We start from the raw sequence: 25685 nt of genomic DNA, 5'->3' as shown, positions 1-25685 counted from the left end.
GAACCGGTGACCCCTACGGCGCATGATGCCTGGAACCGGATCGCCCGGGCCCGCGGCGCCCGTCCGGGAGTTTTCCGCAGGTGTCCCGCCCGCGCCGCCGGACCTTCCTTCGCGGCCGCACGTTGAGCGCGTGGTGGTGCTTGGCAGCGCGGGATCGGGCTGCCGCCGGTGCGGATGCGAGGAACCGAGATGTCGAGGGTTGATGGCGGCCGGGTGTCGGCGCCGTACGTGATGGCGCGCCCGCGCATCCGCGAGGGAAGCCCGAACCTGCGGGGCACGACCTGGGACGGGCTCGGCGTCAACTTCGCGCTGTTCTCCGCCCACGCCACCCGCGTCGAACTCTGCCTGTTCGACGATTCCGGAAAGACCGAGATCGAGCGGATCGACCTGCCCGAGTACACGAACGAGATCTGGCACGGCTACCTGCCCGACGCGCGCCCGGGCACGATCTACGGCTACCGCGTCCACGGCCCCTACGAGCCCGACGAGGGCCACCGCTTCAACCCCCACAAGCTGCTCCTCGACCCCTACGCCAAGGCCCTGGTCGGGTCGATCACCTGGGACCCGGCCCTGTTCGGCTACCGGCTCGAGAGCGGCGACGACCTCACCTTCGATGACCGCGACAGCGCCCCCTTCACCCGCAAGGGCCGGGTGATCGACCCGGCCTTCACCTGGGGCCGGGACCGCAAGCCCGACGTGCCGTGGGAGCGCACGATCATCTACGAGGCCCACGTGAAGGGCCTCACCAAGCTGCATCCGGGCGTGCCCGAGCGCCTGCGCGGCACCTACGCCGGCCTCGGCCAGCCCGCCGTGCTCGACTACATCCGCAGCCTCGGCGTCACCGCGGTCGAGCTCCTGCCCGTGCACTCCTTCGTGCAGGACGACTACCTGCGCCAGAAGGACCTCTGGAACTACTGGGGCTACAACACGATCTCGTTCTTCGCCCCGGCCCGCCGCTACGCCGCGGTCCCGGACTTCGCCTTCTCCGAGTTCAAGGAGATGGTCGCGCGCCTTCACGGGGCCGGGCTCGAGGTGATCCTCGACGTGGTCTACAACCACACCGCCGAGGGCAACGAGCGCGGGCCGACCCTGTCCTTCAAGGGCATCGACAACGCCTCCTACTACCGGCTGCTGCCGGACCAGAGGCGCTACTACATCAACGACACCGGCACCGGGAACACCGTCAACCTCTCGCATCCGCGGGTGCTGCAGATGGTGACCGATTCCCTGCGCTACTGGGCCACCGAGATGCGGGTCGACGGCTTCCGCTTCGACCTCGCCACCATCCTGGGCCGCGAATCCTACGGCTTCGACGAGGGCGGCGGTTTCCTCGACACCTGCCTGCAGGACCCGGTGCTGAACTCCGTGAAGCTGATCGCGGAGCCGTGGGATTGCGGGCCGGGGGGCTACCAGGTGGGCGGCTTCCCGCCGGGCTGGGCGGAGTGGAACGACCGCTTCCGGGACGACGTGCGGGCCTATTGGCGCGGCGACGAGGGCCTGCTGCCCGCCCTCGCGGCCCGCTTCACCGCCTCGGCCGACAAGTTCGACAAGCGCGGCCGCAAGCCCTGGGCCTCGGTGAACTTCCTGACGGCGCATGACGGGTTCACGCTGGCCGACACGGTCTCGTACGCCGAGAAGCACAACGAGGCGAACGGCGAGGAGAACCGGGACGGTCACTCGCACAATCTCTCGTCGAATTACGGGGTCGAGGGCCCGACCGCGGATCCCGAGATCCGGGCGGTGCGGTTCCGGCAGATGCGCAACATGCTGGCGACGTTGTTCCTGGCGCGGGGCACGCCGATGCTGCTGGCGGGGGACGAGTTCGCGCGCACGCAGCGGGGCAACAACAACGCCTATTGCCAGGACAACGAGATCTCCTGGCTCGACTGGCAGGCGATCGGACCGGCGGAACGCGACCTCGCCGAGTTTACCCAGCGCCTGATCCTGCTGCGCAACGCCCTGCCGATCCTGATGCGGGGCCGTTTCCTGACCGGCCGCTACGACGAGGAACTCGGCGTCAGGGACGTGGCGTGGCTCACGCCGGACGGGGACGAGATGTCCCCGGAGCATTGGGGGGACGGCAAGGCCCGCTCGCTCGCCGTGCTCCTCGACGGGCGCGCGCAGGAGACCGGCATCAAGCAGCAGGGCTCCGAGGCGACGCTGCTCCTCCTGATCAACGCCTATCACGACGTGGTCCGCTTCACCCTGCCGAAGACCGCGGGCGGGCACGAATGGGTGCGCCTCATCGACACGAACCTGCCGGAGGGCCAGGAGACCCGATCCTTCCAGGCCGGCGGCGCCTACGAGGTGACCGGGCGGTCCATGCTGGTGATGGTGCTGCGGCCCGACGCGGGCGAGGCGAGCGTGGCGGTGGAGCGCTCCTTCACCCACGTGATGCAGGCCTTCGCGCGCGCGACCGCCGAGCACGTCGCCTTCGGCCCGGCTTTCCGCGGGTGAGCCGGCGCCCGCCATCCGCCTCCCGCGGCCCGGGCGGAGCCGCGGGAGGTCCCCTTCGCAGGACGGAGACCTCGAGGTGACCAAGATCCTGCTCGTCGAGGACCACGAAGAGATCTGGGACTTCCTGTCCCGGCGCCTGACGCGCCGCGGCTACGAGGTCGTGATGGCCCATGACGGCGATGCCGGCGTGCAGCAGGCCCGCTCCTTGCGCCCGGACGTGATCCTGCTCGACATGAACCTGCCGGTGCTGGACGGCTGGTCGGTCGCGCGCGCGCTCAAGTCGAGCCCCGACACCCAGTCGATCCCGATCATCGCGCTCACCGCCCACGCCATGTCGGGCGACCGCGAGAAGGCGATCCAGGCGGGCTGCGACGATTACCACCCCAAGCCGATCGACTTCGCCAAGCTGCTCGGCCAGATCGGCGCGGTCACCGGCGCCGGCGCCCCGCCGTGAGCGAGGATCCGGTCACCGCCCGCTGGCTGCGGCAGGCCCTGCCGGCCTTCGTCGTGCTCGCCGGCCTGCTCGGCGTGCTGGCGCTCGCGGTGCTGCTGGTCATGGGCCGCGAGATCCTGGTGCCGATCACGCTGGCAATCTTCCTGAGCTTCGTGCTGGTGCCGGCGGTGCGGGCGCTGCGGCGCCTGCGCATCCCGCGGGTGCCCGCGGTGCTGCTCGTGGTGCTGCTCGCCTTCGGGGCGCTCGGCACGGTCGGCAGCCTGCTCGCGGGCGAGGCGGCGCAGCTCGCCGCCGACCTGCCGCGCTACTCGCTCACGATGCGCGACAAGATCAAGCTCCTGCAGGGCGCGACCGCGGGCGGGGGAGGGGTCTCGCGCCTCCTCGACATGGTGGCGGATCTCAGCCGCGAGCTGCAGCCGCCGCCCGAGCCGAAGGACCGCGCGGCGCCCGCCGCCGGCACGCCGCTCAAGGTCGAGGTGGTGGAGGCTCGCCCGAGCGTGCTCGCGGCCCTCGGCACCTACGCGGCCCCCGTGCTGCACCCGCTGGCGACGACGGGCCTGATCCTGCTCTTCAGCGTCGTCATCCTCCTGCAGCGGGAGGACCTGCGCAACCGGGCGATCCGGCTCGCGGGCTCGGGCGACCTGCGCCGCACCACGGCGGCGATCGACGACGCCACCGCCCGCCTCACCCGCTTCTTCCTGGCCCAGCTCGGCCTCAACACCGCCTTCGGGGTGGTGATCGGCCTGGGGCTCTGGATCATCGGCATCCCGAGCCCGGTGCTGTTCGGCGTCATCGCCGGCATCCTGCGCTTCGTGCCCTATATCGGCGCGGTGATCGGCGCGCTGCTGCCGCTGGTGCTCGCGGCCGCGGTCGATCCCGGCTGGACCATGGTCCTGGCCACCGCCGCGCTGTTCCTCGTCGTCGAGCCGGTGGCCGGCCACGTCGTCGAGCCGCTGCTCTACGGGCACTCGACCGGCCTCTCGCCCGTGGCGGTGATCCTGGCCGCGACGGTCTGGGCCTTCCTGTGGGGACCGGTCGGCCTCGTCCTCGCCACGCCGCTCACCGTCTGCCTCGTGGTGCTGGGCCGGCACGTCGAGCGGCTGGAATTCCTGGAGGTGCTGCTCGGCGACGGGCCGGCGCTGGCGCCCGAGGAGATCTTCTACCAGCGCATGCTCGCGGGCGATCCCGGCGAGGCCATCGACCAGGGCGTGCAGTTCCTCAAGGCCCGCCCGCTCGTCACCTATTACGACGAGGTGGTGCTGGCCGCCCTGCGGATGGCGCAGGACGACTTCGCCCGCGGGACGGTGGCGCGCGCCCGGCAGGACGAGGTCGGCGAGGCCTTCCGCACCGTGGTGGAGCGCCTGGGCGCGACGCGCCCGAGCCTGTGGCGGCGGGCGCTCGGCCGCGAGGCCGCCGCCGCCGTCGCGGCGGTCGGTCCCGATCCCCGGGCGGCCGCGACGGTGCTCGACCGGGCGGCGCTGCCGCCGCGCTGGCGCGGGCCCGCCCCCGTGCTCTGCGTGTCGAGCGGCGGCGCCTTCGACCTCGCCACGACCCGGATGCTGAGCCAGATCCTCGACCGCCACGGCCTCCCGTCCCGGGTGACGACGCTGCGGGACCTGCTGCGCGAGGGTGCCGAGGCGGTCGACCCCCGGGCGACCGCCCTGGTCTGCTACTCCTACCTGGAGCCGATCAGCCTGTCGCAGATCCGCTACGTGGTGCGCCAGACCCGCAGGACCCTGCCGGGCGTGACCGTGCTGGTCGGCTTCTGGGGCGAGCGCGATCCCGGCACGCTGGCGCGCCTGCGCCGGGCCACCTCGGCGGACGTGCTCGTGACCTCGCTCGGCGACGCGCTCGGGGCCGTCCTCGCCCGCGCCGCGCCCGCGCCGCAGCCCCAGCGGGGCGGCGCGCCGAGCCCCGCGGCCGCGCCGGTGCGGGCGTGAGCGCGCCGGCCGGGCCCGGCGCTCGCCCGGCGGCCGCGCGGGAGGCGCCGCCCCGCGCCGAGGGGCCCCTCGACCTCGCCGGGGCGGAGCTGCCGCCGGGGACCGACCTCGTCGAGGCGGATCTCTCGGGCGCGAACCTCGCGCGGGCGCGCCTCTCCGGAATCCTCGCCCGCTCCGCGCGCTTCGACGGCGCCCGCATCGAGGAGGCGGATTTCAGCGGGGCGGACCTCAGCGGCGCGCATTTCGCGACCGTGGCCGGCGGCCAGGCCCGCTTCTCCGGCGCCATGATGGAGGATGCGCGCTTCTGCGGGGCCACCCTGCGCTTCGCGACCCTGGCGGGCGGGCTCCTCGACGGGGCCGACTTCACCGGCGCCGACCTCTGGGGGGCCGACTTCACCGACGCGGATGCCGACGACACGCTGTTTCGCCGCGCCCGGCTCGACGAGGCGAAGCTCGTCAACGTCAACCTGACCGGGGCGGTGTTCGAGGGGGCGAGCCTCGCCAAGGCGTCCCTCGCCGGCTCGCGGCTGAGCCGGGCCAACTTCGTCGAGGCGAAGCTCGACGGGGCCGACCTGTCGGGGGCCGACCTCTCGGATGCCCGCCTCGTGCGGCTCGACCTCACCTCCTGCCGGTTGCGGCACGCGCGCTTCGCGCATGCGTGGCTGGAGGGCACGCGCCTGCGGGTCGACCAGCTCGGCGGCGCGGTCGGCGAGGAGGTGGCGGGGGATTACGCGGCCGCGGTGGCGAGCTACCTCGTGGTGGAGCGCAACCAGCGCAGCATCGGCGACCGGGAGGGGGCGAGCTGGGCCTTCAAGCGCGCCCGCCGCATGGGCCGCCACCACGCGGGAGCGCTGACCCGCGCCGCGTGGCGGGAGGGGGCGTGGCGCGCGGGGCTTCGCCACGGCTCCGACTGGCTCTCGGACCGCTTCGTCGAGTGGCTGTGCGATTACGGCGAGAGCCTGACGCGGATCGTGCGCGCCTTCGCGTTGGCGATCCTGGTCTTCGCGGCGCTCTACGGGGTGACCGGGGGGCTGATCCCGGAGGGCCGGGACGGCGTGCCGACCTACAACCCGCTGGACCTGGTGAGCTACAGCGCCCTCAACATGATGACGGCGAACCAGCCGGAACTCGGCATCAAGCCCGTGGGGCGCGTCACCAACATCCTGGTCGGCAGCCAGGGGGCGCTCGGCATCATCCTGATGGGCCTGTTCGGCTTCGTCCTCGGCAACCGGCTGCAGCGCTAAGTGTCTCTCACAAAACTCCCGATCGCTGCCATCGCCCGTTGGGGCGAGGGCAGCGCGGCGGGAGTTTTGTGACAGACACCAAGCACAGTGTCCCGGGCAATTCTGCTTTGCTTTTGGTCCTGCATCATATCCGCTGACGCGGTGCTTCGGTTCGCCGCCGAACCGGTGACCCCTTGGGCACCGGCCGGTCCCGGCCGGCGGAATGCGGCACCGGCCGGTCCCGGCCGGCGGAATGCGGCACCGGCCGGTCCCGGCCGGCGGAATGCGGCCGAGGTCCGGTGCCGCGCGGGCGCCGCCGCACCCGCCCTCGGGCGGCAGCCGATCACGTCCCGTCGGATCCTGCGCGAGGGTCTCGACGTCATCGCGGCGGCCGCGACGGACCCGCGGCCGCTTCGTCGGACGAACGCGCTCGGGTCGGATTCCCGCCCCGGCCAGACCTCCGGTTCGCGCTCGCCCCGCTGCCGCTTGCGTCCCAGGTCCGCCGTTCAGAAGGTCCGCCGTTCAGAAGGTCCGCGTCCAGGCAATCCGATGCAAGATCCTGATCGGCCTGCCCGACTGACAGCGTCGGACGTGAGACCGAGCCAAGCGCGCTCTCGGCAAAATCTTATGGATCTAATTTGATGATGCTGCATTCCATCTTGATTTCGCGATTCATGATTGCCCATTGCGCAATGATTTTCCTTCTATTACAAATAGAAAATTATGTCAAACACGATAATCCGATGACGGTATACTCACATCTTAGCTATTTTTCTGTTCACCATTCGAAAGATGCGCGCCACGGCGATCGCACTGGAGCAATCGTAGAATGGCTTTAGCCATTTCTTTCCAATCCGTAACACAGACCTGGTTAATCCTTCAATATCACTCAATATTCGCTGGCCAACGTGCGCCGGGCGCTCTGGCGTGAGCGGGCTTTGCCAACATCCCATTGCCGGCGGGACAGACCGAAACCTCGCTGCGCCCTGGGCCTACGCCCCCTGCAACGCAGCCTGAACGGCCAAAGTCGAGCGAGAGCATTTTCCGACGAAGTGGATGCCGGTTCGTCGCAGAAAATGCGGCAAGATCAAAGACCGAGGGCAGTACCTGATTGCAACGTGATCGGGTGCTGCTCTAAGCCTGCCGATGACATTCTTGCCAACGTCGCGCGGTTCTGCCAACGAACTTCCAACCAAACAGAAATTTGCTATGCCAACGTGCAAAACTCTGATCGCATGCACGCTCAGGTTTCATCCGTGAGGGACGGCGAAGCCGGTGTGCAACTCATACCAAATCCGCCTGATTCCTTCGGAATGGCGGATGTGGACCTCGCTCAGGCGCCGCGTGGGCTCTGATCCGGGATCCGCTTTGATCAAGCGGATCCCGGTTCAAACCACTAGGCGTAGAGGTGAGTGCCACCCACGTTGCGGCGCACGGTCAGGCCGACCACAACAAGACCGACGAGGCCCGCTCCCATCAGGATATATGCCGGCATGTAGGTGTTGCCCGTGACGCTGATGAGCCAAGCCGCGAAATACGGGCCGCCGCCGCCGCCGACAACCGCACCGACGCTGTGCCCGAAGGCAACGCCCGTATGCCGGATCTGGGTCGGGAACATCTCTGGCATCGTGGCGTAGGTGCCCGCTTGGCACAGGGCGTAGGGGATGATCCCGATGGACAGGCCAAGGAGCGCCAGCACGATATTGTTCTGGTTCATCAGCATGAATTCAGGGAGGGTGAGCAGCAAGTACGCCGTGTAGGCAATGAGCAGCAGGGTCTTTCCGCCAACCCGGTTGCCGATCATCCCGGCGAGCGGGATCAGGAACGACGCCAGGATAACGGCCAGCAGCACGACCGTGGCGGCTTCCGCCTTGCTGAAGCCCAGTACCTCGCTGAAATACACGGATACGAACACCGTTCCGATATAGGTGCCGATGTTCTGGACGGCCGAGATCAGCATCACCTTGGCTAGGGCGGTCGGGTACTGCTGGAACAGGCTCGCGAGCGGGGCCTTGGTCGTCTTGTGCGAAGCGGACAGCGCCGCGAATTCCGGGCTGTCCTCGATGCTCAGGCGCATCCAGATCGTCAGGACCGCCAAAGGACCAGCCAGCAGGAAGGGAATGCGCCAGCCCCACTCGATCATGCTCTCCCGGGTCAGCATGGCCGCCATAAGGCCGCCGAGAGCGGCCGCCAGGCCTTTGCCCAGCTGCGCCACCGAGGGAAGGAAGGAGATATAAAGGGCACGACGATCCGGCGCCGCCCATTCGCGAATGTACGAGGCGGCGCCTCCGATCTCTCCGCCGGTCGAGAACCCCTGCAGCAGCCTCATCAGCACCAAGAGGACCGGCGCTACAATGCCGATGGTCTGGTAGCTCGGCAGCAAGCCCGTGAGCGCGGATGCGACGCCCATGAGCGTGATGGTGGCGATCAGGCTGGTGCGCCGACCGCGGCGGTCTCCCAGTTGCCCGAAATACCAGGCACCGATCGGCCGGACGAGGAAGGCCAGGCCGAACACGGCGAGCGTGTTGAGCAGGTTCGCGACGGCGTCACCGGCAGGGAAAAACACGAGCGACAGCGTCGCCGCCACATACCCATAAACGCTGAAATCGTAATATTCGATGAATGTGCCGAATACGGCCGCTCCAGTTGCTTGTTTCGCTTTTTCTTTGATGCCGCCGGCATGCATAGCTACAGACATTGTGTCAGACATCGTCTCCACCCGTGGTATATAGGTTTTTTCATTTCGCATTTTCTAAATGTTGACGCGTCAACTCTTGCTGTAGGCCCCCGTGTAGGTGCTGTTCGCGATCGACTTCAGGATCGCTGCCTCCTTGGCCAGATGCGCTTCGACCTTTCCGGAGAGGTCACGGGCGATGGATTGCGGAAAGCTGACCACGCCGTCCTCGTCGCCGACGATGATGTCGCCTGGAGAGACGACCGTGCCGCCGCTCATCGCGATCGGAACGTCGATCTCACCGGGGCCGTCCTTGTAGGGTCCGCGGTGGATCACGCCACGGGCGAAGCAGGGGAAGGTACCGGCGGAAATGGTCCCGAGATCCCTGATCGCGCCGTCAACGACGAAACCGGCGACGCCGCGCATCTGCGCGATCCGAACGATGATTTCGCCGATCAGCGCCCGGGTCGTGTCGCCCTCGCCCGCCACGACGATCACCTCGCCGGGCTGTACCAGTTCGAGCACCTTGTGGATCATCAGGTTATCGCCGGGCCGCGTCCGAACGGTGCGCGCAGGTCCAACCAGCTTGGCGCCCCGATGGTAGGGCCGCATGTCGAGAAAACCTGGCAACCGATCGAGATTGTCGCTAATGACCGCGACCGGTGCTTCACGGAACAGCTCCGCAAGCTCGAGGCTCTTTGCCTGTTCGATTGTCTTCATGACAAAATCCTCATTTTGAAGGACGGAGGCGCCACAGGTCCACAGTCCGGATTTGGTGTTTGAGATCATTCGTCGGCAGCACGAGAGAACCGCGTTCGCTCTTCTGCCGCGGATGGCGTTCGATGGCGGATGGAAGTCCCTCCACTTGATGGAAGATGGATGCGTCATCCCAAATCCGCGCGATTCCTTCGGAATGGCGGATGTGGACCTCGCTCAGGCGCCGCGCGGGCTGTGATCCGGGATCCGCTTCGATCAAGCGGATCCCGGATCAGTTCACCTGCGATTGGGCCTCGATGACTGCGACGGCCGTCATGTTCGTGACTCCGCGAGCCGTCACCGACGGTGTCAGGATGTGAACGGGCTTGGAGGGGCCTATGAGAATGGGGCCAACCGGCAGCGCGTCGGCCAGAACGCGCACAAGCTGGAAGGCGATATTGGCCGCGTCCAGATTCGGCAGAATCAGCAGATTCGCCTCGCCCTTTAGCTTCGAACCCGGATTAACCCGATCACGGATCAGTTGGGAGAGAGCTGTATCGGCGGCCATCTCGCCGTCCGCCTCCAGATCTGGTGCCAGTTCCTGAACGAGCGCCAGCGCCTTTCGCATCTTCACGGCGCTCTCGGTATCGCCCGAGCCGAAATCCGAATACGACAGGAGCGCGACCTTCGGCGTGATGCCGAACCGACGCACATGGCCTGCGCAGGCACACGTCATCTCGGCGATCTCCTCGGCGGTCGGATTGGGCCGCACGTGGGTATGGGCGAGGAAAAGGGGACCTTGCGAGGTGATCATCAGGCTGAGCGCGGCCAGTTGGTGCATGCCCGGCCCGTAGCCGACTATGTTCGTGATATGATCCAGATTTGAGCGGAAGCGGCCCTCCAAGCCGCAGAGCAGCGCGTCCGCATCGCCCCGCATCAGCGCGAGTGAGCCGATGATGGTCGCGTTGGTGCGCACCAACGTCCGGGCGGCGTCGGGCGTGATGCCCTTGCGCCCGGCGCGTTCAACGAGCGTCGCGACATAATCGCGATAGCGTGGATCGTCCTCGGGGTTGATGAAGTCGAAATCGCGTCCGGCCTTGATGGAGAGGCCGAAACGCTTGAGCCTCATCTCGATCACCGCCGGGCGGCCGATCAGGATCGGACGGGCGATCCTCTCTTCGACCACCGCGTGGACGGCACGGAGGACGCGCTCGTCCTCCCCCTCCGCATAGGCGACGCGGCGGGGCGAGGCCCTCGCGGCGGTGAAGATCGGCTTCATCACGAAGCCAGAGCGGAAGACGAAGCGTCCGAGGCTCTCGGTATAGGCCTCGATGTCGGCGACGGGCCGGCGGGCGACGCCGGTGTCCATCGCGGCCTTCGCGACGGCGGGCGCGATGCGCAGGATGAGCCGCGGGTCGAAAGGGCTTGGGATCAGCGACTCAGCGCCGAAAGGCCGCGCCTCGCCGCCATAGGCGCGGGCGACGACGTCCGACGGCGCCTCGCGGGCGAGGGCCGCGATGGCGCGTACGGCTGCACTCTTCATCTCCTCGTTGATGGTCGAGGCGCCGACATCGAGCGCACCCCGGAAGATGTAGGGGAAGCAGAGGACGTTGTTGACTTGGTTCGGGAAGTCCGAGCGCCCCGTGCAGATGAGCGCGTCCGGGCGCGCCTCGCGGGCGAGTTCGGGCATGATCTCGGGCGTCGGGTTCGCGAGCGCCATGATGAGGGGGTTCGGCTTCATCACCTTCAGCATCTCGGGCTTGATGACGCCCGCTGCCGAGAGGCCGATGACGACATCCGCACCGTCGATCACCTCGGCGAGGGTGCGCTTGTCGGTCGTCTGCGCGTAGACCTCCTTCCACCGGTCCATGAGCTCGTTGCGTCCCGCGTAGACGACGCCCTCGATGTCGGTGACCCAGATGTGCTCGCGCGGCACGCCCAGCGAGACGAGCAGGTTCAGAGTCGCGAGAGCGGCCGCACCCGCGCCGGATGTGACAACCTTGATGCTCTCGATCTTCTTGCCGCTGAGTTCGAGCGAATTGAGGACGGCCGCCGAGACGATGATGGCCGTGCCGTGCTGGTCGTCGTGGAAGACCGGAATTTTCATCCGGGTCTTGCACTTTTCCTCGATCTCGAAGCATTCCGGCGCCTTGATGTCCTCGAGGTTGATGCCGCCGAAGGTCGGCTCCAGCGAGCAGACCACGTCGACCATCCTGTCGACGTCGCGCTCGTCCACCTCGATGTCGAAGACGTCGATGCCGGCGAACTTCTTGAACAGGACCGCCTTGCCCTCCATCACGGGCTTGGAGGCGAGCGCTCCGATGGCACCGAGGCCGAGCACCGCGGTACCGTTCGAGACGACCGCGACGAGGTTCTGGCGCGAGGTGTAGTCGGCCGCCTTGTCGGGATCTGCGGCGATTTCCTCGCACGGGATCGCAACACCGGGCGAGTATGCGAGCGCGAGGTCCCGCTGCGTGCCGAGAGGCTTCGTCGGCACTACTGCCAGTTTTCCTGGGTACGGGTAGCAATGATAGGCGAGAGCGGCGTGCTCCAGCTCTTCCGAGACATTGTCCGCCATTCAGATTTTCTCCTCCGTTGTCAGACGACGCCTCGAATAGCCATTCGAAGCCACACCGTGCCTGCCGCCCGCATCAGGCCGTGATCGGCTGCGGGGGGCCTGACTTGGCGTCGTCGGCGATCGCCACGTCCTCGGGCTCGTCCGCCTCGGCGTCGGTTTCCGCGTTGAGGCGACGACGCAGCACCTCCTCGTCGAGCACACCCTCCCATTTGGCGACCACGATGGTGGCAAGGCCGTTGCCGATTACGTTCGTGAGCGCCCTGGCCTCGGACATGAAGCGGTCGACGCCGAGGATTAGCGCGATCGAAGCGACCGGAATCGTACCGACCGAGGCGAGTGTCGCGGCGAGCACGATGAAGCCCGACCCCGTCACGCCCGCCGCCCCCTTCGAGGTGAGCAGCAGGACGCCGATGATGCCTAGCTCCTGCCAGACGGTCAGATCGATGTTCGTCGCCTGGGCGAGGAAGATCACCGCCATCGTCAGGTAGATGCATGTACCATCCAGGTTGAACGAGTAGCCGGTCGGCACGACGAGCCCGACGACCGACTTGTCGGCGCCGAGATTCTCCATCTTGGCGATCATCCGGGGCAGGACCGACTCGGAGGACGACGTGCCCAGAACGATCAGCAGCTCCTCCTTGATGTAGCGGATGAACTTCAGGATCGAAAAGCCGTGTAGCGCCGCGATTGAGCCGAGGACCACGAAGATGAAGAGAAGGCACGTCGTGTAGAACGACAGCATGAAGTTGCCGAGCGAGAGCAGCGTCGAGATACCGTACTTGCCGATCGTGAAGGCCATGGCCCCGAAGGCGCCGATTGGGGCAGCCTTCATGATGTAGCCGACGATCTTGAAGAAGACGTGGCCGACGGTGTCGATGAGCCGGAGCACGCCCCCGCCGCGCTCTCCGAGCGCCTGCAGGCCAAAGGCGAACAGGATCGCAAAGAACAGGACCTGCAGGATCTCGCCTTTGGCGAAGGCACCCACGACGGTCGAGGGGATAATCTCCATCAGGAAATGGACGGTCGACTGGTCCTTGGCCTCGGCGGTGAAACTCGCAATCGACTTCGCGTCGACGGTCGAGAGGTCGAGGTTGATGCCGACGCCCGGCTTCCAGAGATTGACCACGACAAGGCCGATGATCAGCGCAAGCGTCGTCACGACCTCGAAATAGATCAGGGCCTTGAGGCCAACGCGCCCGACCTTCTTCATGTCCCCCATGCTGGCGATGCCGTGCACGACGGCGAAGAAGATGATCGGCGCTATGATCATCTTAATTGCTTTGATAAACGCATCCCCTAGCGGCTTCATCTGCTCGCCGATCTGCGGGTAGAAGTGCCCGAGCACAACACCTACTGTAATCGCGCCCAGCACCTGAACGTAGAGATGAGAGTACCATTTGACGGTTTGATGGTCCGTCTCGGATATTGCCGCCGTCATTGTTTTCCCCCAAGTAATACTCGTCGGCCTTGGGTCGCTCCTATTAGAATTTGAGGGATATGGTGCCCCACAATCTAAGATTGGCAAGAGAATAAAAACGATGGACTCTTATTCGTTTTTCGACTTATGGGAGAAGTAGGACGTTCTGGACGGCTTAGGGTCAAAACCCAATCAGCTTGACCGTGCGGATGGCTGCTGAGGGTGCAGGCTGTGTGAAAAACTTGGGCGCGCCCCGAAATTGTAGAACAATCTTCTGCGCTGCTGCCATCAGGGTGTGCGAGGGGAGATCCTTCTACAGCCTCTGCATTTTCACACAGCCTCGGTGGCACAGCCTCGGCGGAAAGCGGAGCGTGGCCGTGCGAGGGTGAGGAATGGTTCATCCTCCTTCCGCACGTTGCGGTCGTCATCGGCAACAGCGGCTCGGGCAAGAGTACGCTGGCCGAGCGCTTGGGGAAGACTCGGCGTCTGCCGGTCTACGACCTCGATCTCGTTCACTGGCATCCTGAGGGACGCAAGCGCGACGAAGCCGTTGCCAAGGCTCGCGTCGCCGAGATCGCGGCGGGTGTACATCAGAGGCGCGCCGGCACGAATCGCAAAGACAGAGCCTGGCCAAAATTGCGAACTTGGTCGAAGCCCAGAAAGGCTGGGAGTTCCGAGTTTTCTACGTATCGCCACCCGTCGAAGTTAGGCCGGATTTATCCGCTCCAACGGCAAGTGAGCTGGCGTCCGGCATCGCGGAGGCTCGGGTGTTGCTGGAAAGCGGCCACGAGCGAACGGCACTGGTGATTGCATGGTCGCTCCAAGAAGCGATTGCTCGGTTGGTCACTCCCGAGGAGGCGAGGACCAAGGCGCGGCCTTTGTCACCGGTTCATAGTCCGACGATCCCCGGTTCGCAAACTTGACAAACGCAGTGGCCGCTCTCGCCGAACTGGCGGCCCGACGGCCGCTTTCCACCCTCGGCCGCCCTCCACACGCTCAAGCCGAACGAGTTGAGATCCTACACGTGCTGGCCGCCGTTGATCTGCACCTCCTCGCCGGTGACGTAGCTCGCGTGCTGCGAGCACAGGAAGTAGATCACCGAGGCCACCTCGGCGGGCGTGCCGATGCGGCGCATCGGGATGGTCGGCGCGAGATGCGCCTCGGTCTCGGCCGAGAGGATCTCGGTGCGGATCTCCCCGGGCGCGATGGCGTTCACCCGCACGCCGTAGGGCGCGAAGTCGAAGGCCATCTCGCGGGTCAGGCAGGACAGGGCGGCCTTCGAGGTCGCGTAGGCCGCGCCCGCGAAGGGATGCACCCGCGTCCCCGCGATCGAGGTCAGGTTCACGATCGAGCCGCCCGCCGCCACCAGGTTGTCGAGCAGCCCGCGCGCCAGGATCACCGGCGCCAGGAAGTTGACGTGGAAGACGTCCATCCAGGTCTGCAGCGGCGTGTCGACCGAGGACAGCCGCCCGCCGGCCGGGGTCTTGGGCGAGATGCCGGCATTGTTCACGAGCGCGTGGAGGGGCCCGTCGCCAATCAGCTCCTTCACGCGCGCGACCGCGCGGCCGGTGGCCGCCGGATCGGCGAGATCGACCGGGACATGGTCGATCCGGCCCGATTCCCAGGGGCAATTCGGGTCGAAGGGCCGGCGCGCGCAGGTGATCACGCGCCAGCCCGCCTCGGCGAAGATCTTGACGGTGGCGTGGCCGATGCCGCGGCTCGCCCCGGTGAGGAGGAGCGTGCGGCCGGCGCCCCGCTCCGCGGCGCGCGCGCCGCGCTCCGCGCCGGCAGAGGAACACGGCGTCGAGGTGCTCATGGGCTCTCCCGAGAGAAGGACGCGCGGCCCGAGATCTTCCCCGCCGCGCCGAAGGGACCGCCGCCGGGCGGCGGGCGGCGTTCAGCGCGGCGGGGCCTGCGCCGTCGCGGCGGCCATCGCCGCGAGGCTTCCCTGGTTGATCCAGGCCGCCGTGTCGCGGGCGGCGCAGCAGCGCCCGTCGCAGGAGGGGAGGGCGCCCGGACCGACCTCCCGGTTCGTCAGGATGGCCCGGATCGTCTTCGCGCAGCGCCCGCAGCGGATGCGGCAGCCGAGGGCGCGGAAGACGCCGGCGGGCGTGAGGGCGCTGTCGGCCGCGCAGGCCCGCACCGCCGTATCCGACAGGACGTTGCAGGAGCAGACGATCATCGGGGCTCGGCTCCGAGAGGACGGGGTTCATTCGCGCGGCCGCGGGGCGGGGCCGCCCGGGCGCGACCGGAGGCAGGCCGCCGGCAGAGCCAGGATCGCCCCGCCCGCCGCGCCGCGCCTTGAGGCAGCGCAAGGGGGCGGCCCGCTCACGGCGCGGCAAGGGCATGGTCGGCCGCCCGGCGCCGCTGCGCCATCCGGCTCTCCCCGCTCTCGTCGCCGAAGCAGGATCCGAAATCCGCGCAGACGCCGCAGCTCGGCGCCGTGCAGAGGACGAAGCCCTCCGCCTCGCACAGGCGGCGGTAGAGGTACTTCTTCCACTTCATGTTGCGGTCGTTCCCCGCCGCGAGCGCCGGGAAGTGCCGCGCCATCAGGCGCGACAATTCTGAGCGGGCCTGCAGGCCGAGATCCTGCCAGAGGTGATCGGGCTCCATCGCCCGGCGGGCCACGATCGCGGCGAGCCACGCCTCCTCCGGGCCGCGCCCGGCGCGGTGCGCGAGGAGGAGGTCGCGGACCATCGCCTCCTCCTCGCCCGGATCGGGCCGTGCGGTCCCGCTGCGCGCCAGGGTGCCGGGCGCCAGGGTGCCGGGCGCCAGGGCGCCGGGTGCGAAGAACCGGGCCTCCAGGGCGGCGAGATCCTCCGGCCCGAGGCCGAGCCGGGCGGCGAGGCTCTCGCCCCGATGCGCCGCCTCCGCGGCGCAGAGCGCGAGCGCGCAGGCGAAGAGATGCGCGTCGAACGGGTCGGCGGACGGGCGGGCCGCCTCCTGGCCCGCCATCAGGGCGGCGTATCCGGGCGCGGCCATGGCTCAGGCCGCGATCCGGTCGGCCGGAACGTGGGTCTGGCAGGCCTTGGGGCAGACCCGGGCGCAGGCGCCGCAGCCGATGCAGGCGCCCGCCTCGTCCACCACCATGACCTTGCGCACCAGTTTCCCGTCGAACTCGTCGTCGTCCTCGTCGCCGACCCGGCCGAGGAGCGCGTTCTCCGCCCCGACGCCGAACAGGTGCATCACGTCGCGCGAGCACACCTTGTAGCAGCGGCCGCAGCCGATGCAGGTCTTGGCGTCGATGGCGACCAGGTAATCCGGCATCCAGGCGCGGCCGTCGCGCGTCGTGAAGGCCATGGCGGGGCTCCTTCTCAACCGGGGGGAGGGCGGCCCGCGGCCGCCCCGGGGATCAGGCCTCGGCGGCCTTGAGGGCGCGGCGCGCCGCGTCGAGGGCCTGGAACGCGTCGTAGGTCTCCTGCGCCACGCGCAGGATCGACTGCCAGTTGGTGGGCAGGTCCTCCGAGAGGTCGTGCAGGTTCATCTTGGCGGTGACGGACCGGGACGACAGCTTCTTGATCTCGGCCTTGAGGGTCTCGATGTCGGACATGCCGGCCTCCGTCAGATGCGGGCGACGTCGGGATGGGCCGCGATCATGGCGGCCGCCTCGTCGATCGCCCTGCCGCCGGCCTCGGCGAGCTTGGCGAGGCTCTCGAAGCCGAAGCGGTGCACGTCGCGCAGGTACTTGTTGAGGACGATGAGCCGGCCCGCCGTGAGCAGCACGCGGCCGAAACCCTCGTGGCTCATCTTCATCATCGGGCTGGCGATCAGCCCGGCGCGCGCCTCCACGGCGAGGCCCACCGCCGTGTAGAACAGCTCGACCCGCCACAGCACGTCCGGGTCGGGATCGCCCATGATCGGGATCTGGCGGCGCTGCTCCTTCGAGACGATGAAGTCCCGCAGGAGCTGGGCGTCCGGCTTCTTCTCCCAGGCGCCGTAGCTGTCCTGGGCGCGCAGCAGCCGCACCAGGGCGGTGAGGAAGGGGGTGGCGAGGGCGGCCTCCTCGGGGGCGCGCTCCAGGGTGGCGGTCTCGGACATGGTCGGTCTCTCCGGGGTCGTGCGGTCGCCATCGGCGATCGGATCAACCGAAATCCGACGGATTGCTTCGCCATGCGGATTTCGGCTTCGCTCACGCGCCGCGCGGGCTTGTCAGACGAAATCCGACGGATTGCTTCGCCAAGCGGATTTCGGCTTCGTTCAGGCGCCGCGCGGGCTTGTCAGATGCTGTCCGGACGTGATCGTCCGACCGGCGGATCAGTCCTCGTCGTCGGCGAAGGAGGGTTCGGGGGCGGTCGCGCCGGACGCGGCCAGCACCTTGCGCAGCCAGGGCGGGGGCGCGCCCGCCAGCATGGCGCGGGTGCGCTCCAGCACGGCCTCGATCGGCTGCGCCTGCGCGATCTTGATCGGGTGGATCTTCGCCGTGACGACCTTGGCGGCGGAGGGGCCGCCGATCGCGAGGCAGAACAGCAGGTGGCAGCCGCGCAGGGCCTCGACCTTCGGGGTGATGCGGTCGTCGCCGTCGGTCCGGTGCCGGCCGCCCTCGTCGGAGACCTCCTCGAAGGTGACCGCCTCGACGAAGCTCCAGCCCCGCACGGTCACGTCGTAGAGCGCGAAGCGCCGCGCCGAGCCGAAATGGGCGTTGAGGCTCTTCAGGTCCTGGGTGGCGATGGCGACGCGCAAGGCTGGGCCGGCGGCCTGCTCCGCCGGCTCCTCGCTCTCAACGAGCCGCAATCTGCGCAAGGCCGTCATGGGATTCTCCCCGGTCACGGAACGGATTGAGGGATTGGGGGGTGGGCTCGCGGCGGTTGGCCTGGACCAGGTTCGCCACCTCGAAGATCAGGTCGCGGGTGCCCTCGTGGCCGATCGAGAGCCGGTGCGGGGAGCCGAGCCGGTCGAAGATCGGGAAGCCCACCCGCATCAGCGGGATGCCGAGGCGCTCGGAGGCCTGGCGCCCATGGCTGTGGGTGACGAGGAGGTCGCAGCCCGACGCCCGGGCCTCGAGATCGCCGAGATCGCCGACCACCACCGTCTCGGCCGGGACCCGGGCGAGGATCGGACTGTCGCCCGTGGTGGTCACGGCGAGCGCGACGGTGGCGCCGAGCCCGGCGAAGAAGCTGGCGAGCCCGTAGAGCAGGTCCGGCTCGGCCGCGATCGCCACCCGCAGGCCGCCGATGTGGAAATGCCCGTCGAGGAGCGCGTCCTCGAGCTGGCTGCGCCGCCGCCGCAGGGCGGCCGGGACCGGCTTGCCCGAGAGGGAGGCGAGGAGCGCGACGTAGCGGTCCGCCGCCTTGAGGCCGGTCAGCGTGTCGAGGACCGTGAAGGGCACGCCGGTGCGGGCCTCGAGCAGGGCGGCCGCCCCGCGCACGTGCTCGGCGAGCGCGATCGTGTGCAGGGCCCGGCCCATGCCGCGGATCGCCGCGACCGGCGTGCCGCCGTAGCTCGTCGGGATCCAGCGCGCCGGCACCGTGCCGTCGAGGGAGCCGGCGATGTCGGGCAGGATCACCGGTTCGAGCCCGAAGGCGAGCGCGCTCTCGCGCAGGAACTCGACATCCGCCACCGTGTGGTGCTGGCCCGGCAGGATGTTGATCCGGTTGAGGGCGGCGACGCGGCTTTCGGCCTCCGGCACGACCTGCGCGATGGTGGCGCAGACCGCCTTGGCCCAGCCCTCCTCCATGGCGCCGGCGAAGTCCGGCGTCTGGGCGAGGACCAGCTCGGTCTCGCCGAGGGTCTCGGCGTGGCGCCCGCGGATCAGGGCGAGGTCGCCGGAGAAATCCTCGCCGCGCGTCTCGACCAGCGCCGTGGTGCAGATGCCGATCAGGCTCGGCCCGGTGCGGGTCTTGAGGGTGAGGATCGCCTCCTCCAGGTGGTCGGCGCCGCCGAGCACCGTGGCGACCTCGTCCATCGCGGTGGTCTGGAGCGGGACCGTCTCCTTGAAGTGCCGCACCAGCAGGACGAGCGCGAAGGAGGTGCAGCCCTGCGAGCCGTGGAAGAGCGGCATGGCGCCCTCGATGCCCAGGAAGGCCAGGGCCGCGCCGAGGGGCTGGGAGGATTTCAGCGGGTTGGTGGCGACCGCCTTGGCGAGCGGGGTGACCGGATTCACGGCGTCCTCCTCAGCACTCGGCCATGTCGTCGGCGCCCGCACCGGCGAACTTCCTGCGGTGATGGGCCAGGAAGGTGGGATCCGCGGCGGGATCCCGGCCGGGCTCCGCGCGCGGGGCCGCCCCGGCCGCGGTCAGCCGCCCCTCGGCGTCCCAGGGCGCGGGATCGCGCAGGTCGGCCCAGATCGGGTTCGAGAGAGCGAGGTCGATGCGCCGGACGAGCTCCACCATGCCGTCGTAGCCCGCATACGCGACATGCCGCTCCTGGTTGATGTCGAGCCAGGGCATCTTCGCCTTGAGCGCGATGAACTGCGTCCGCCCGCCCGACAGCATGATGTCGGCCTCGTGCGAGGCCAGCTTCGCGTAGAGGTCGCGCGGGGCCATGCTCTCGAACATGTGGTTCTCGTCCTTCAGGAGCTGCTTGATCCGCTCCTTGTCCTCGGCGGTCGACTTCTTGACCGAGGTGCCGACGATCTCGACGCCGATCTCCATCAGCGCCGCCACCACCGACCACGACTTGACCCCGCCGGTGTTGAGCAGGACCCGCTTGCCCTGGAGCCGCGGCCGGAACGCCTCCAGCCGCGCCCAGGCCCGGGCCTCCTCCTCGGCGATCAGGGCCTCGGTGCGGTCGAGGAGGTCGGAGGGCGCGCCCCGCCCGACCAGCAGCCGGGCGGTCTGGCGCAGGGCGTCCGAGGTGTCGGAGATGCCGTAGAAGGAGCCCTCGAAGAAGGGGATGCCCCAGCGCTCCTCCATCTTGCGCGCGAGATTGATGAGGGCGGTCGAGCATTCCATCATCGTCGCCCGCGCCGTGTGGGCGGCCGCGACCTCGCGGTAGCGCGCGTCGCCCGGGATGCAGGCGCGGATGCGGATGCCGAGCCGCTCGAAGAGCGGGCGCACCGCCCAGAACTCGCCCGCGAGGTTGAACTCGCCCAGGATGTTGATGTCGGTGGGGCCGACGTCGTCGGGCTCGACCGTGCCGATGACGTGGTCGAGCAGCGCCTCGCCGGCGAGCTTGTTGCCGAGATTCTTCGAGCCGACGAAGCCCGGCGCGTTCACGGGGATCACCGGCAGCCCGCAGGTCTCGGAGGCCTTGGCGCAGACCGCCTCGATGTCGTCGCCGATCAGGGCGGTGACGCAGGTGGAGTAGACGAAAATCGCCGGGGGCGCGTAGGTGCGGGCGATCTCGCGCACGGCCCGGTAGAGCTTCCTCTCGCCCTGGCCCATCACCACGTCGAGTTCGGTGAGGTCGGTGGTGAAGCTGCGCCGCCAGAGGTCGGAGCCGGAGGAGCCCGCCCCGCGATTGTCCCAGCTGTTGCCCTCGCAGGCGAGGGGCGCGTGGATCAGGTGGGCGACGTCGGTGATCGGCTGCAGCACGATCTTGGCCCCGTCGAAGGCGCAGCCGCCCGCCGCCGCCCCGGGGGTGAGGGGCTTCGTGCAGCCCTTCTTGCGCTCCTTGGCGCCCTTGGCCTGGTTCTTCTCGCAACCGGGCTCGTTGAACACGTCCGCGATTTTGTCCTTGAGCATGGCCCTGCCTCCGGATCCGGTCGGACATCTGCGAGGGCGGCACCGGCGCCGGGCCGGTGCCGCCGCGGCGCTCAGCGGGTGAGGTCGAACGAGTAGTCGGTCTTGGCCGGGTCGATGGTGTCCTGATCGAGCTTGTCGAAGATCTTGTCGAGGATCGTCGTCAGCAGGCGCAGGCCGCCCTGGTAGCCCATCACCGGGAAGCGGTGGTGGTGGTGCCGGTCGAAGATCGGGAAGGCGGTGCGGATCAGCGGCGTGCCGGTGTCGCGCTCCAGGTACTTGGCGTAGGAATTGCCCAGCACGAAATCGACCGGCTCGGTGAAGAGCAGCGAGCGCAGGTGCCAGAGGTCCTTGCCGGCCCAGACCTGGCCGCTGGCGCCGAAGGGCGAGGAGGCGAGGAGCGCCTGCATCTCCTCCTCCCAGGCCTTGGTGCCGTTGGTGGCGAGGCAGTGGATCGGCTCGCCGCCGGTCTCCATGACGAAGCGCGCGAGGCCGTAGACCACGTCCGGGTCGCCGAAGATCGCGTACTTCTTGCCGTGCAGCCAGGACTGGCTGTCCGCCATGGCGTCGATGAGCCGGCCGCGCTCCATCGTGATCGCCTCGGGGATCGGCCGGCCGCTCAGTTCCGAGATCTTGAGCAGGAGCTCGTCGGTGCCGCGCACCCCGAGCGGGTAGTGGAAGCTGTGGGTCTCCTGGCCCTGCTCCGCCGCGTAGTCGAGGGTCTTGCGCGTGCAGTACTTCTGCAGCGAGAGGGTCGCCCTGGCGTTCAGCGCGGCGGCGACGTCCTCGAGCCGGGTGCCGCCCGAATACATCCGGAACTCGCCGTCCGAGGGCGTGTCGTAGGTGTCGGAGGCGTCCTGGATCAGCGTGTAGGAGACCCCGATCAGGTCGAGCAGGCGCTTCAGCTCGCGGTTGTTGCCGACGCAGAACCCGTCGAAGCCCGGGATCAGGTTGAGTCCCTCGCCGGCGCTGCGGGTCCTGCCCTTCCAGAAATGCTCCAGCACGCCCTTGATCATGTTGTCGTAGCCGTCGACGTGGCTGCCCACGAAGGCCGGGGTATGGGCGAAGGGAACGTCGTAATCCTGCGGCACCGACCCCTTGTTCTTGGCGTTCTGGATGAAGGCGTGCAGGTCGTCGCCGATCACCTCGGCCATGCAGGTGGTCGAGACCGCGATCATCTTCGGGTCGTAGAGCGAGTAGGTGTTGGCGAGGCCGTCGATCATGTTGTTGAGGCCGCCGAACACCGCCGCGTCCTCGGTCATCGAGGAGGAGACCGCCGAGGACGGCTCCTTGAAGTGGCGCGACAGGTGGGAGCGGTAATAGGCGACGCAACCCTGCGAGCCGTGCACGAAGCTCATCGTGCGCTCGAAGCCGGCCGCCGCGAAGACCGCGCCGAGCGGCTGGCAGGCCTTGGCCGGGTTCACCACCAGGGCCTCGCGGGCGAGGTTCTTCTCGCGGTACTCCCAGGTCCTGGCGTAGTCGCGCTGCGCCTCGACCGCCTCGCCGGAGGCCGGGCACTCGAACTGCTCGCGCTTGCGGGCGAACATCTCCTGGTATTCGGGCTGACGGAACAGGGGTGCGTGATCGAGCACCCGGTCGGCGGATTGGGGCATCGGAACGGCTCCTTGGCTCGCGGCCGCGCCATACGGCGGCGCGCATCGGTCGGAACACACGGGAGGGGAGCCCGCGGCGGGGGCGCCGCGAGGCGCGGTGCTACTCGGCGGCGTCCAGGAACGCCGGGGCCGGCTTCGCCTTCCAGGGCGCGTCGAACAGGCCCCAGACCGGGTTGTTGATCGCCAGGTCCATGTCGCGGGCGAAGATCGCGAACCCGTCGTAGCCGTGGTACGGGCCCGAATAGTCCCACGAGTGCATCTGCCGGAACGGGATGCCCATCTTCTGGACCGGGTACTTCTCCTTGATGCCGGAGCCGACGAGGTCGGGCCGGATCTTCTCGATGAACTTCTCCAGCTCGTAGCCGGTGACGTCGTCGTAGATCAGCGTGCCGTTCTTCACGTAGTGGCCGGTGCGCTGGTAGTCGTCGTTGTGGGCGAACTCGTAGCCGGTGCCCGCGATCTCCATGCCGAGATCCTCGTAGGCGGTGATCACGTGGCGCGGGCGCAGGCCGCCGACGTAGAGCATGACGCTCTTGCCCTTCAGGCGCGGGCCGTACTTGGCGATCACGGCATCGACGAGCGGCTGGTACTTGGCGATCACCGCCTCCGCCTTCTCCTCGATCTCGGGGCCGAAGTGCTTGGCGATCTTGCGCAGCGAGGCCGCGATCTGGGACGGGCCGAAGAAGTTGTACTCCATCCACGGGATCGCGTACTTCTCCTCCATGTAGCGGCAGATGTAGTTCATCGACCGGTAGCAGTGGATGAGGTTGAGCTTGGCCTTCGGGGCCCGCTCGATCTCGGCCAGGGTGGCGTCGCCCGACCAGTTGCCGACGATGCGCAGCCCCATCTCCTCCAGCAGGATGCGGGAGGCCCAGGCGTCGCCGCCGATGTTGTAGTCGCCGATCACGTTGACGTCGTAGGGCGTGCCCTCGAAGGCGATCTCGCCGTCCTGCTTCTCGAACACCCAGTCGCGAATCGCGTCGTTGGCGATGTGGTGGCCAAGGGACTGCGACACGCCGCGGAAGCCCTCGCAGCGGACCGGCACCACGGTCTTGCCGATCTCCTTCTTCTTCTTCCTGGCCACCGCCTCAATGTCGTCGCCGATCAGGCCGATCGGGCATTCCGACTGGATCGTGACGCCGTGATTGAGCGGGAACAGGCTCTCGATCTCGGAGATGACCTTGTCGAGCTTCTTGTCGCCGCCGAAGACGATATCCTTCTCCTGGAAGTCGGAGGTGAACTGCATCGTCACGAAGGTGTCGATCCCGGTCGTGCCGATGTAGTAGTTGCGGCGCTGCGACCAGGAATACTGGCCGCAGCCGACCGGCCCGTGCGAGATGTGGACCATGTCCTTGACCGGTCCCCAGACCACGCCCTTGGAGCCGGCATAGGCGCAGCCCCGGATGGTCATGACGCCCGGAATGGACTTGATGTTGGACTTCACGTCGCACTCGGTGAGGAGCGTCTCCTCCGCGGGCGCGGTCTCCTCGGCGCCGGCCGGGGTGGCGACCGAGAGGTGCTTGCGGCGGCGCTTGGCGAACTTGTCGGGGTAGGCGGCCAGCACGTCCTCGATGATCTTCTCGTGGAGTGCGCCGTCGTTCTCGTAATCGAGGCTCATGGCAGTCGACCTTCCGTGCTGGCAGGGCCGGGGCGGCCGTCGAGCCGCGCGCCGGGAGGGAGCGGCCGCGGGGGAGCAGCCGCGCGGGAGCGGCCGCGGCCGCGGGAAGCAGCCGCGGGGGAGCGGCCGCGGCCGCTCCCGGTGGCGCGTTGGATCAGTGGACGGCGGCCGCGGCCTTGGCGGCTTCCTTGGCGGCGAGCTCGGCGAGCTGCTGCTCCTCGGTCTTCATGATCCCGAAGTCGAGCAGCATCTGCTCCAGCTCTTCCATGGTGATCGGGGTCGGGATGGTGCCCTTGCCGCCGTTCTCGTGGACCTTCTGGGCGAGCTTGCGGTACTCGGCCGCCTGGGCGGAGGCCGGCGCGTACTCGATCACCGTCTGGCGGCGCAGCTCGGCGTGCTGGACGATGTTGTCGCGCGGCACGAAGTGGATCAGCTGCGAGTTCAGGCGCTTGGCCAGGGCCTCGGCGAGGTCGAGCTCGCGGTCGGTCTGGCGCTCGTTGCAGATCAGCCCGCCCAGACGCACGCCGCCCGAATGGGCGTATTTGAGGATGCCCTTGGCGATGTTGTTGGCCGCGTAGAGCGCCATCATCTCGCCGGACATGACGATGTAGATTTCCTGGGCCTTGTTCTCGCGGATCGGCATGGCGAAGCCGCCGCAGACCACGTCGCCGAGCACGTCGTAGGAGACGTAGTCGACGTCCTCGTAGGCGCCGTTCTCCTCCAGGAAGTTGATCGAGGTGATGACGCCGCGGCCGGCGCAGCCGACGCCCGGCTCGGGACCGCCGGACTCGACGCACTTGATGCCCCTGTAGCCGATCTTGAGGACGTCCTCGAGTTCGAGATCCTCGACGGACCCGGCCTCGGCCGCGAGGCTGAGAACGGTGTCCTGCGCCTTCGCGTTGAGGATGAGGCGCGTGGAATCGGCTTTCGGATCGCAGCCGACGATCAGGATCTTCTGACCCATCTCGACGAGGGCGGCGAGGGTGTTCTGGGAGGTGGTCGACTTGCCGATCCCCCCTTTCCCGTAGAACGCGATTTGGCGCAGACCAGCCATGGTCGAACCCCGCTTGGTAGGTGGCGACATCGCACCCGATGTCACGGCCGGCAGCGACTTCCGCCGCCGTCGCACCCTGTTTGCGCAAGCGATGTGCCAGCGCTTTCGGACGATGTTTCTGCCATCATCTCAGTAGCTTATGGCAGCAGAGGGGGATTGGCGCAGACGCCACCGGGCTGTTGGGAACCCGACAAACTCCGACAGCCCCGGCGGCGGGAGAGGGCGGCGCGCGCGATGCGGGCGCGGCCGGGAGGGGGCGCTGCGGCCGCGCAGCGTTCCTCGTGCGGAGAGGCTGAAGACCGCGCGCCGTCCGGAACCATCACCCCGCCGGACCTCAAGCAT

General features: G+C 68.4%; 20 protein-coding genes. 4 read left to right on the top strand and 16 right to left on the bottom strand.

All coding sequences use genetic code 11. The features are described 5' to 3' along the window. Positions 1-189: 189 nt before the first annotated feature. The 4 genes from glgX to QA634_RS17995 all read left to right on the top strand — a co-directional run bounded on the left by glgX (position 190) and on the right by QA634_RS17995 (position 6095). Positions 190-2457: a glycogen debranching protein GlgX gene (gene glgX / locus QA634_RS18010; RefSeq protein WP_012333335.1), complete on the top strand. Its 2268-nt coding sequence runs from the start codon at positions 190-192 to the stop codon at positions 2455-2457. A gap of 76 nt (positions 2458-2533) precedes the next feature. Then, on the top strand, positions 2534-2911 hold the full coding sequence (locus tag QA634_RS18005) for a response regulator (protein ID WP_012333334.1): 378 nt from the start codon (positions 2534-2536) through the stop codon (positions 2909-2911). Then, entirely contained in the window at positions 2908-4851 is a 1944-nt protein-coding gene (locus QA634_RS18000; RefSeq protein ID WP_012333333.1) for an AI-2E family transporter, read from the top strand. Before QA634_RS18005 ends, QA634_RS18000 begins: the two co-directional genes overlap by 4 nt. Further along, positions 4848-6095: a pentapeptide repeat-containing protein gene (locus tag QA634_RS17995; protein ID WP_012333332.1), complete on the top strand. Its 1248-nt coding sequence runs from the start codon at positions 4848-4850 to the stop codon at positions 6093-6095. Before QA634_RS18000 ends, QA634_RS17995 begins: the two co-directional genes overlap by 4 nt. Positions 6096-7470: 1375 nt before the next feature. On the opposite strand, the gene QA634_RS17990 is transcribed toward QA634_RS17995, so the two are convergent. The 16 genes from QA634_RS17990 to nifH form a co-directional block, all read right to left on the bottom strand. Beyond that, the gene (locus QA634_RS17990; protein WP_012333331.1) at positions 7471-8784 is read right to left on the bottom strand and encodes an MFS transporter; all 1314 of its coding nucleotides are present in this window, start codon (positions 8782-8784) and stop codon (positions 7471-7473) included. A gap of 57 nt (positions 8785-8841) precedes the next feature. Next, positions 8842-9468, bottom strand: a complete 627-nt coding sequence (locus QA634_RS17985; RefSeq protein WP_012333330.1) for an RraA family protein — start codon at positions 9466-9468, stop codon at positions 8842-8844. Positions 9469-9736: 268 nt separating this feature from the next. After that, positions 9737-12022 carry an NADP-dependent malic enzyme gene (locus QA634_RS17980; RefSeq protein WP_012333329.1) on the bottom strand — a complete coding sequence of 762 codons (2286 nt, stop codon included), beginning with the start codon at positions 12020-12022 and terminating at the stop codon, positions 9737-9739. Between the two features lie 73 nt (positions 12023-12095). After that, positions 12096-13460: a dicarboxylate/amino acid:cation symporter gene (locus tag QA634_RS17975; RefSeq protein ID WP_012333328.1), complete on the bottom strand. Its 1365-nt coding sequence runs from the start codon at positions 13458-13460 to the stop codon at positions 12096-12098. A gap of 997 nt (positions 13461-14457) precedes the next feature. Further along, positions 14458-15255 carry an SDR family NAD(P)-dependent oxidoreductase gene (locus tag QA634_RS17970; protein ID WP_012333327.1) on the bottom strand — a complete coding sequence of 266 codons (798 nt, stop codon included), beginning with the start codon at positions 15253-15255 and terminating at the stop codon, positions 14458-14460. Between the two features lie 81 nt (positions 15256-15336). Further along, a complete protein-coding gene (locus QA634_RS17965) occupies positions 15337-15621 on the bottom strand; it encodes a (2Fe-2S)-binding protein (RefSeq protein ID WP_012333326.1) in 285 nt (94 codons plus the stop codon). Positions 15622-15767: 146 nt separating this feature from the next. Continuing rightward, positions 15768-16421, bottom strand: a complete 654-nt coding sequence (locus QA634_RS17960) for a nitrogen fixation protein NifQ (protein ID WP_012333325.1) — start codon at positions 16419-16421, stop codon at positions 15768-15770. 3 nt (positions 16422-16424) lie between these two features. Then, positions 16425-16739 carry a ferredoxin III, nif-specific gene (fdxB, locus tag QA634_RS17955; protein ID WP_012333324.1) on the bottom strand — a complete coding sequence of 105 codons (315 nt, stop codon included), beginning with the start codon at positions 16737-16739 and terminating at the stop codon, positions 16425-16427. 52 nt (positions 16740-16791) lie between these two features. After that, entirely contained in the window at positions 16792-16989 is a 198-nt protein-coding gene (locus QA634_RS17950) for a CCE_0567 family metalloprotein (RefSeq protein WP_012333323.1), read from the bottom strand. A gap of 11 nt (positions 16990-17000) precedes the next feature. Then, positions 17001-17477, bottom strand: coding sequence for a NifX-associated nitrogen fixation protein (locus tag QA634_RS17945; protein ID WP_012333322.1), 477 nt, complete (start codon positions 17475-17477; stop codon positions 17001-17003). Between the two features lie 216 nt (positions 17478-17693). Then, positions 17694-18188 (bottom strand): nitrogen fixation protein NifX, encoded by a 495-nt coding sequence (gene nifX / locus QA634_RS17940; protein ID WP_043701332.1) that lies wholly within the window; start codon positions 18186-18188, stop codon positions 17694-17696. Further along, positions 18157-19539, bottom strand: a complete 1383-nt coding sequence (gene nifN / locus QA634_RS17935) for a nitrogenase iron-molybdenum cofactor biosynthesis protein NifN (RefSeq protein ID WP_012333320.1) — start codon at positions 19537-19539, stop codon at positions 18157-18159. The genes nifX and nifN overlap by 32 nt, the downstream gene beginning before the upstream one ends. A 10-nt stretch (positions 19540-19549) precedes the next feature. Continuing rightward, positions 19550-21061 carry a nitrogenase iron-molybdenum cofactor biosynthesis protein NifE gene (gene nifE, locus QA634_RS17930; protein ID WP_012333319.1) on the bottom strand — a complete coding sequence of 504 codons (1512 nt, stop codon included), beginning with the start codon at positions 21059-21061 and terminating at the stop codon, positions 19550-19552. A gap of 71 nt (positions 21062-21132) precedes the next feature. Then, positions 21133-22671: a nitrogenase molybdenum-iron protein subunit beta gene (gene nifK / locus QA634_RS17925; protein ID WP_012333318.1), complete on the bottom strand. Its 1539-nt coding sequence runs from the start codon at positions 22669-22671 to the stop codon at positions 21133-21135. 100 nt (positions 22672-22771) lie between these two features. Further along, positions 22772-24289, bottom strand: a complete 1518-nt coding sequence (gene nifD / locus QA634_RS17920) for a nitrogenase molybdenum-iron protein alpha chain (protein WP_012333317.1) — start codon at positions 24287-24289, stop codon at positions 22772-22774. A 154-nt stretch (positions 24290-24443) separates the two neighbouring features. Further along, entirely contained in the window at positions 24444-25343 is a 900-nt protein-coding gene (gene nifH / locus QA634_RS17915) for a nitrogenase iron protein (RefSeq protein ID WP_012333316.1), read from the bottom strand. Between the last annotated feature and the right edge of the window lie 342 nt (positions 25344-25685).

It is taken from the genome of Methylobacterium sp. CB376, from assembly GCF_029714205.1.
GTDB lineage: Bacteria > Pseudomonadota > Alphaproteobacteria > Rhizobiales > Beijerinckiaceae > Methylobacterium.
Note: the sequence above shows the minus strand (reverse complement) of the source record. Positions and strands in the feature narration are given on the sequence as shown.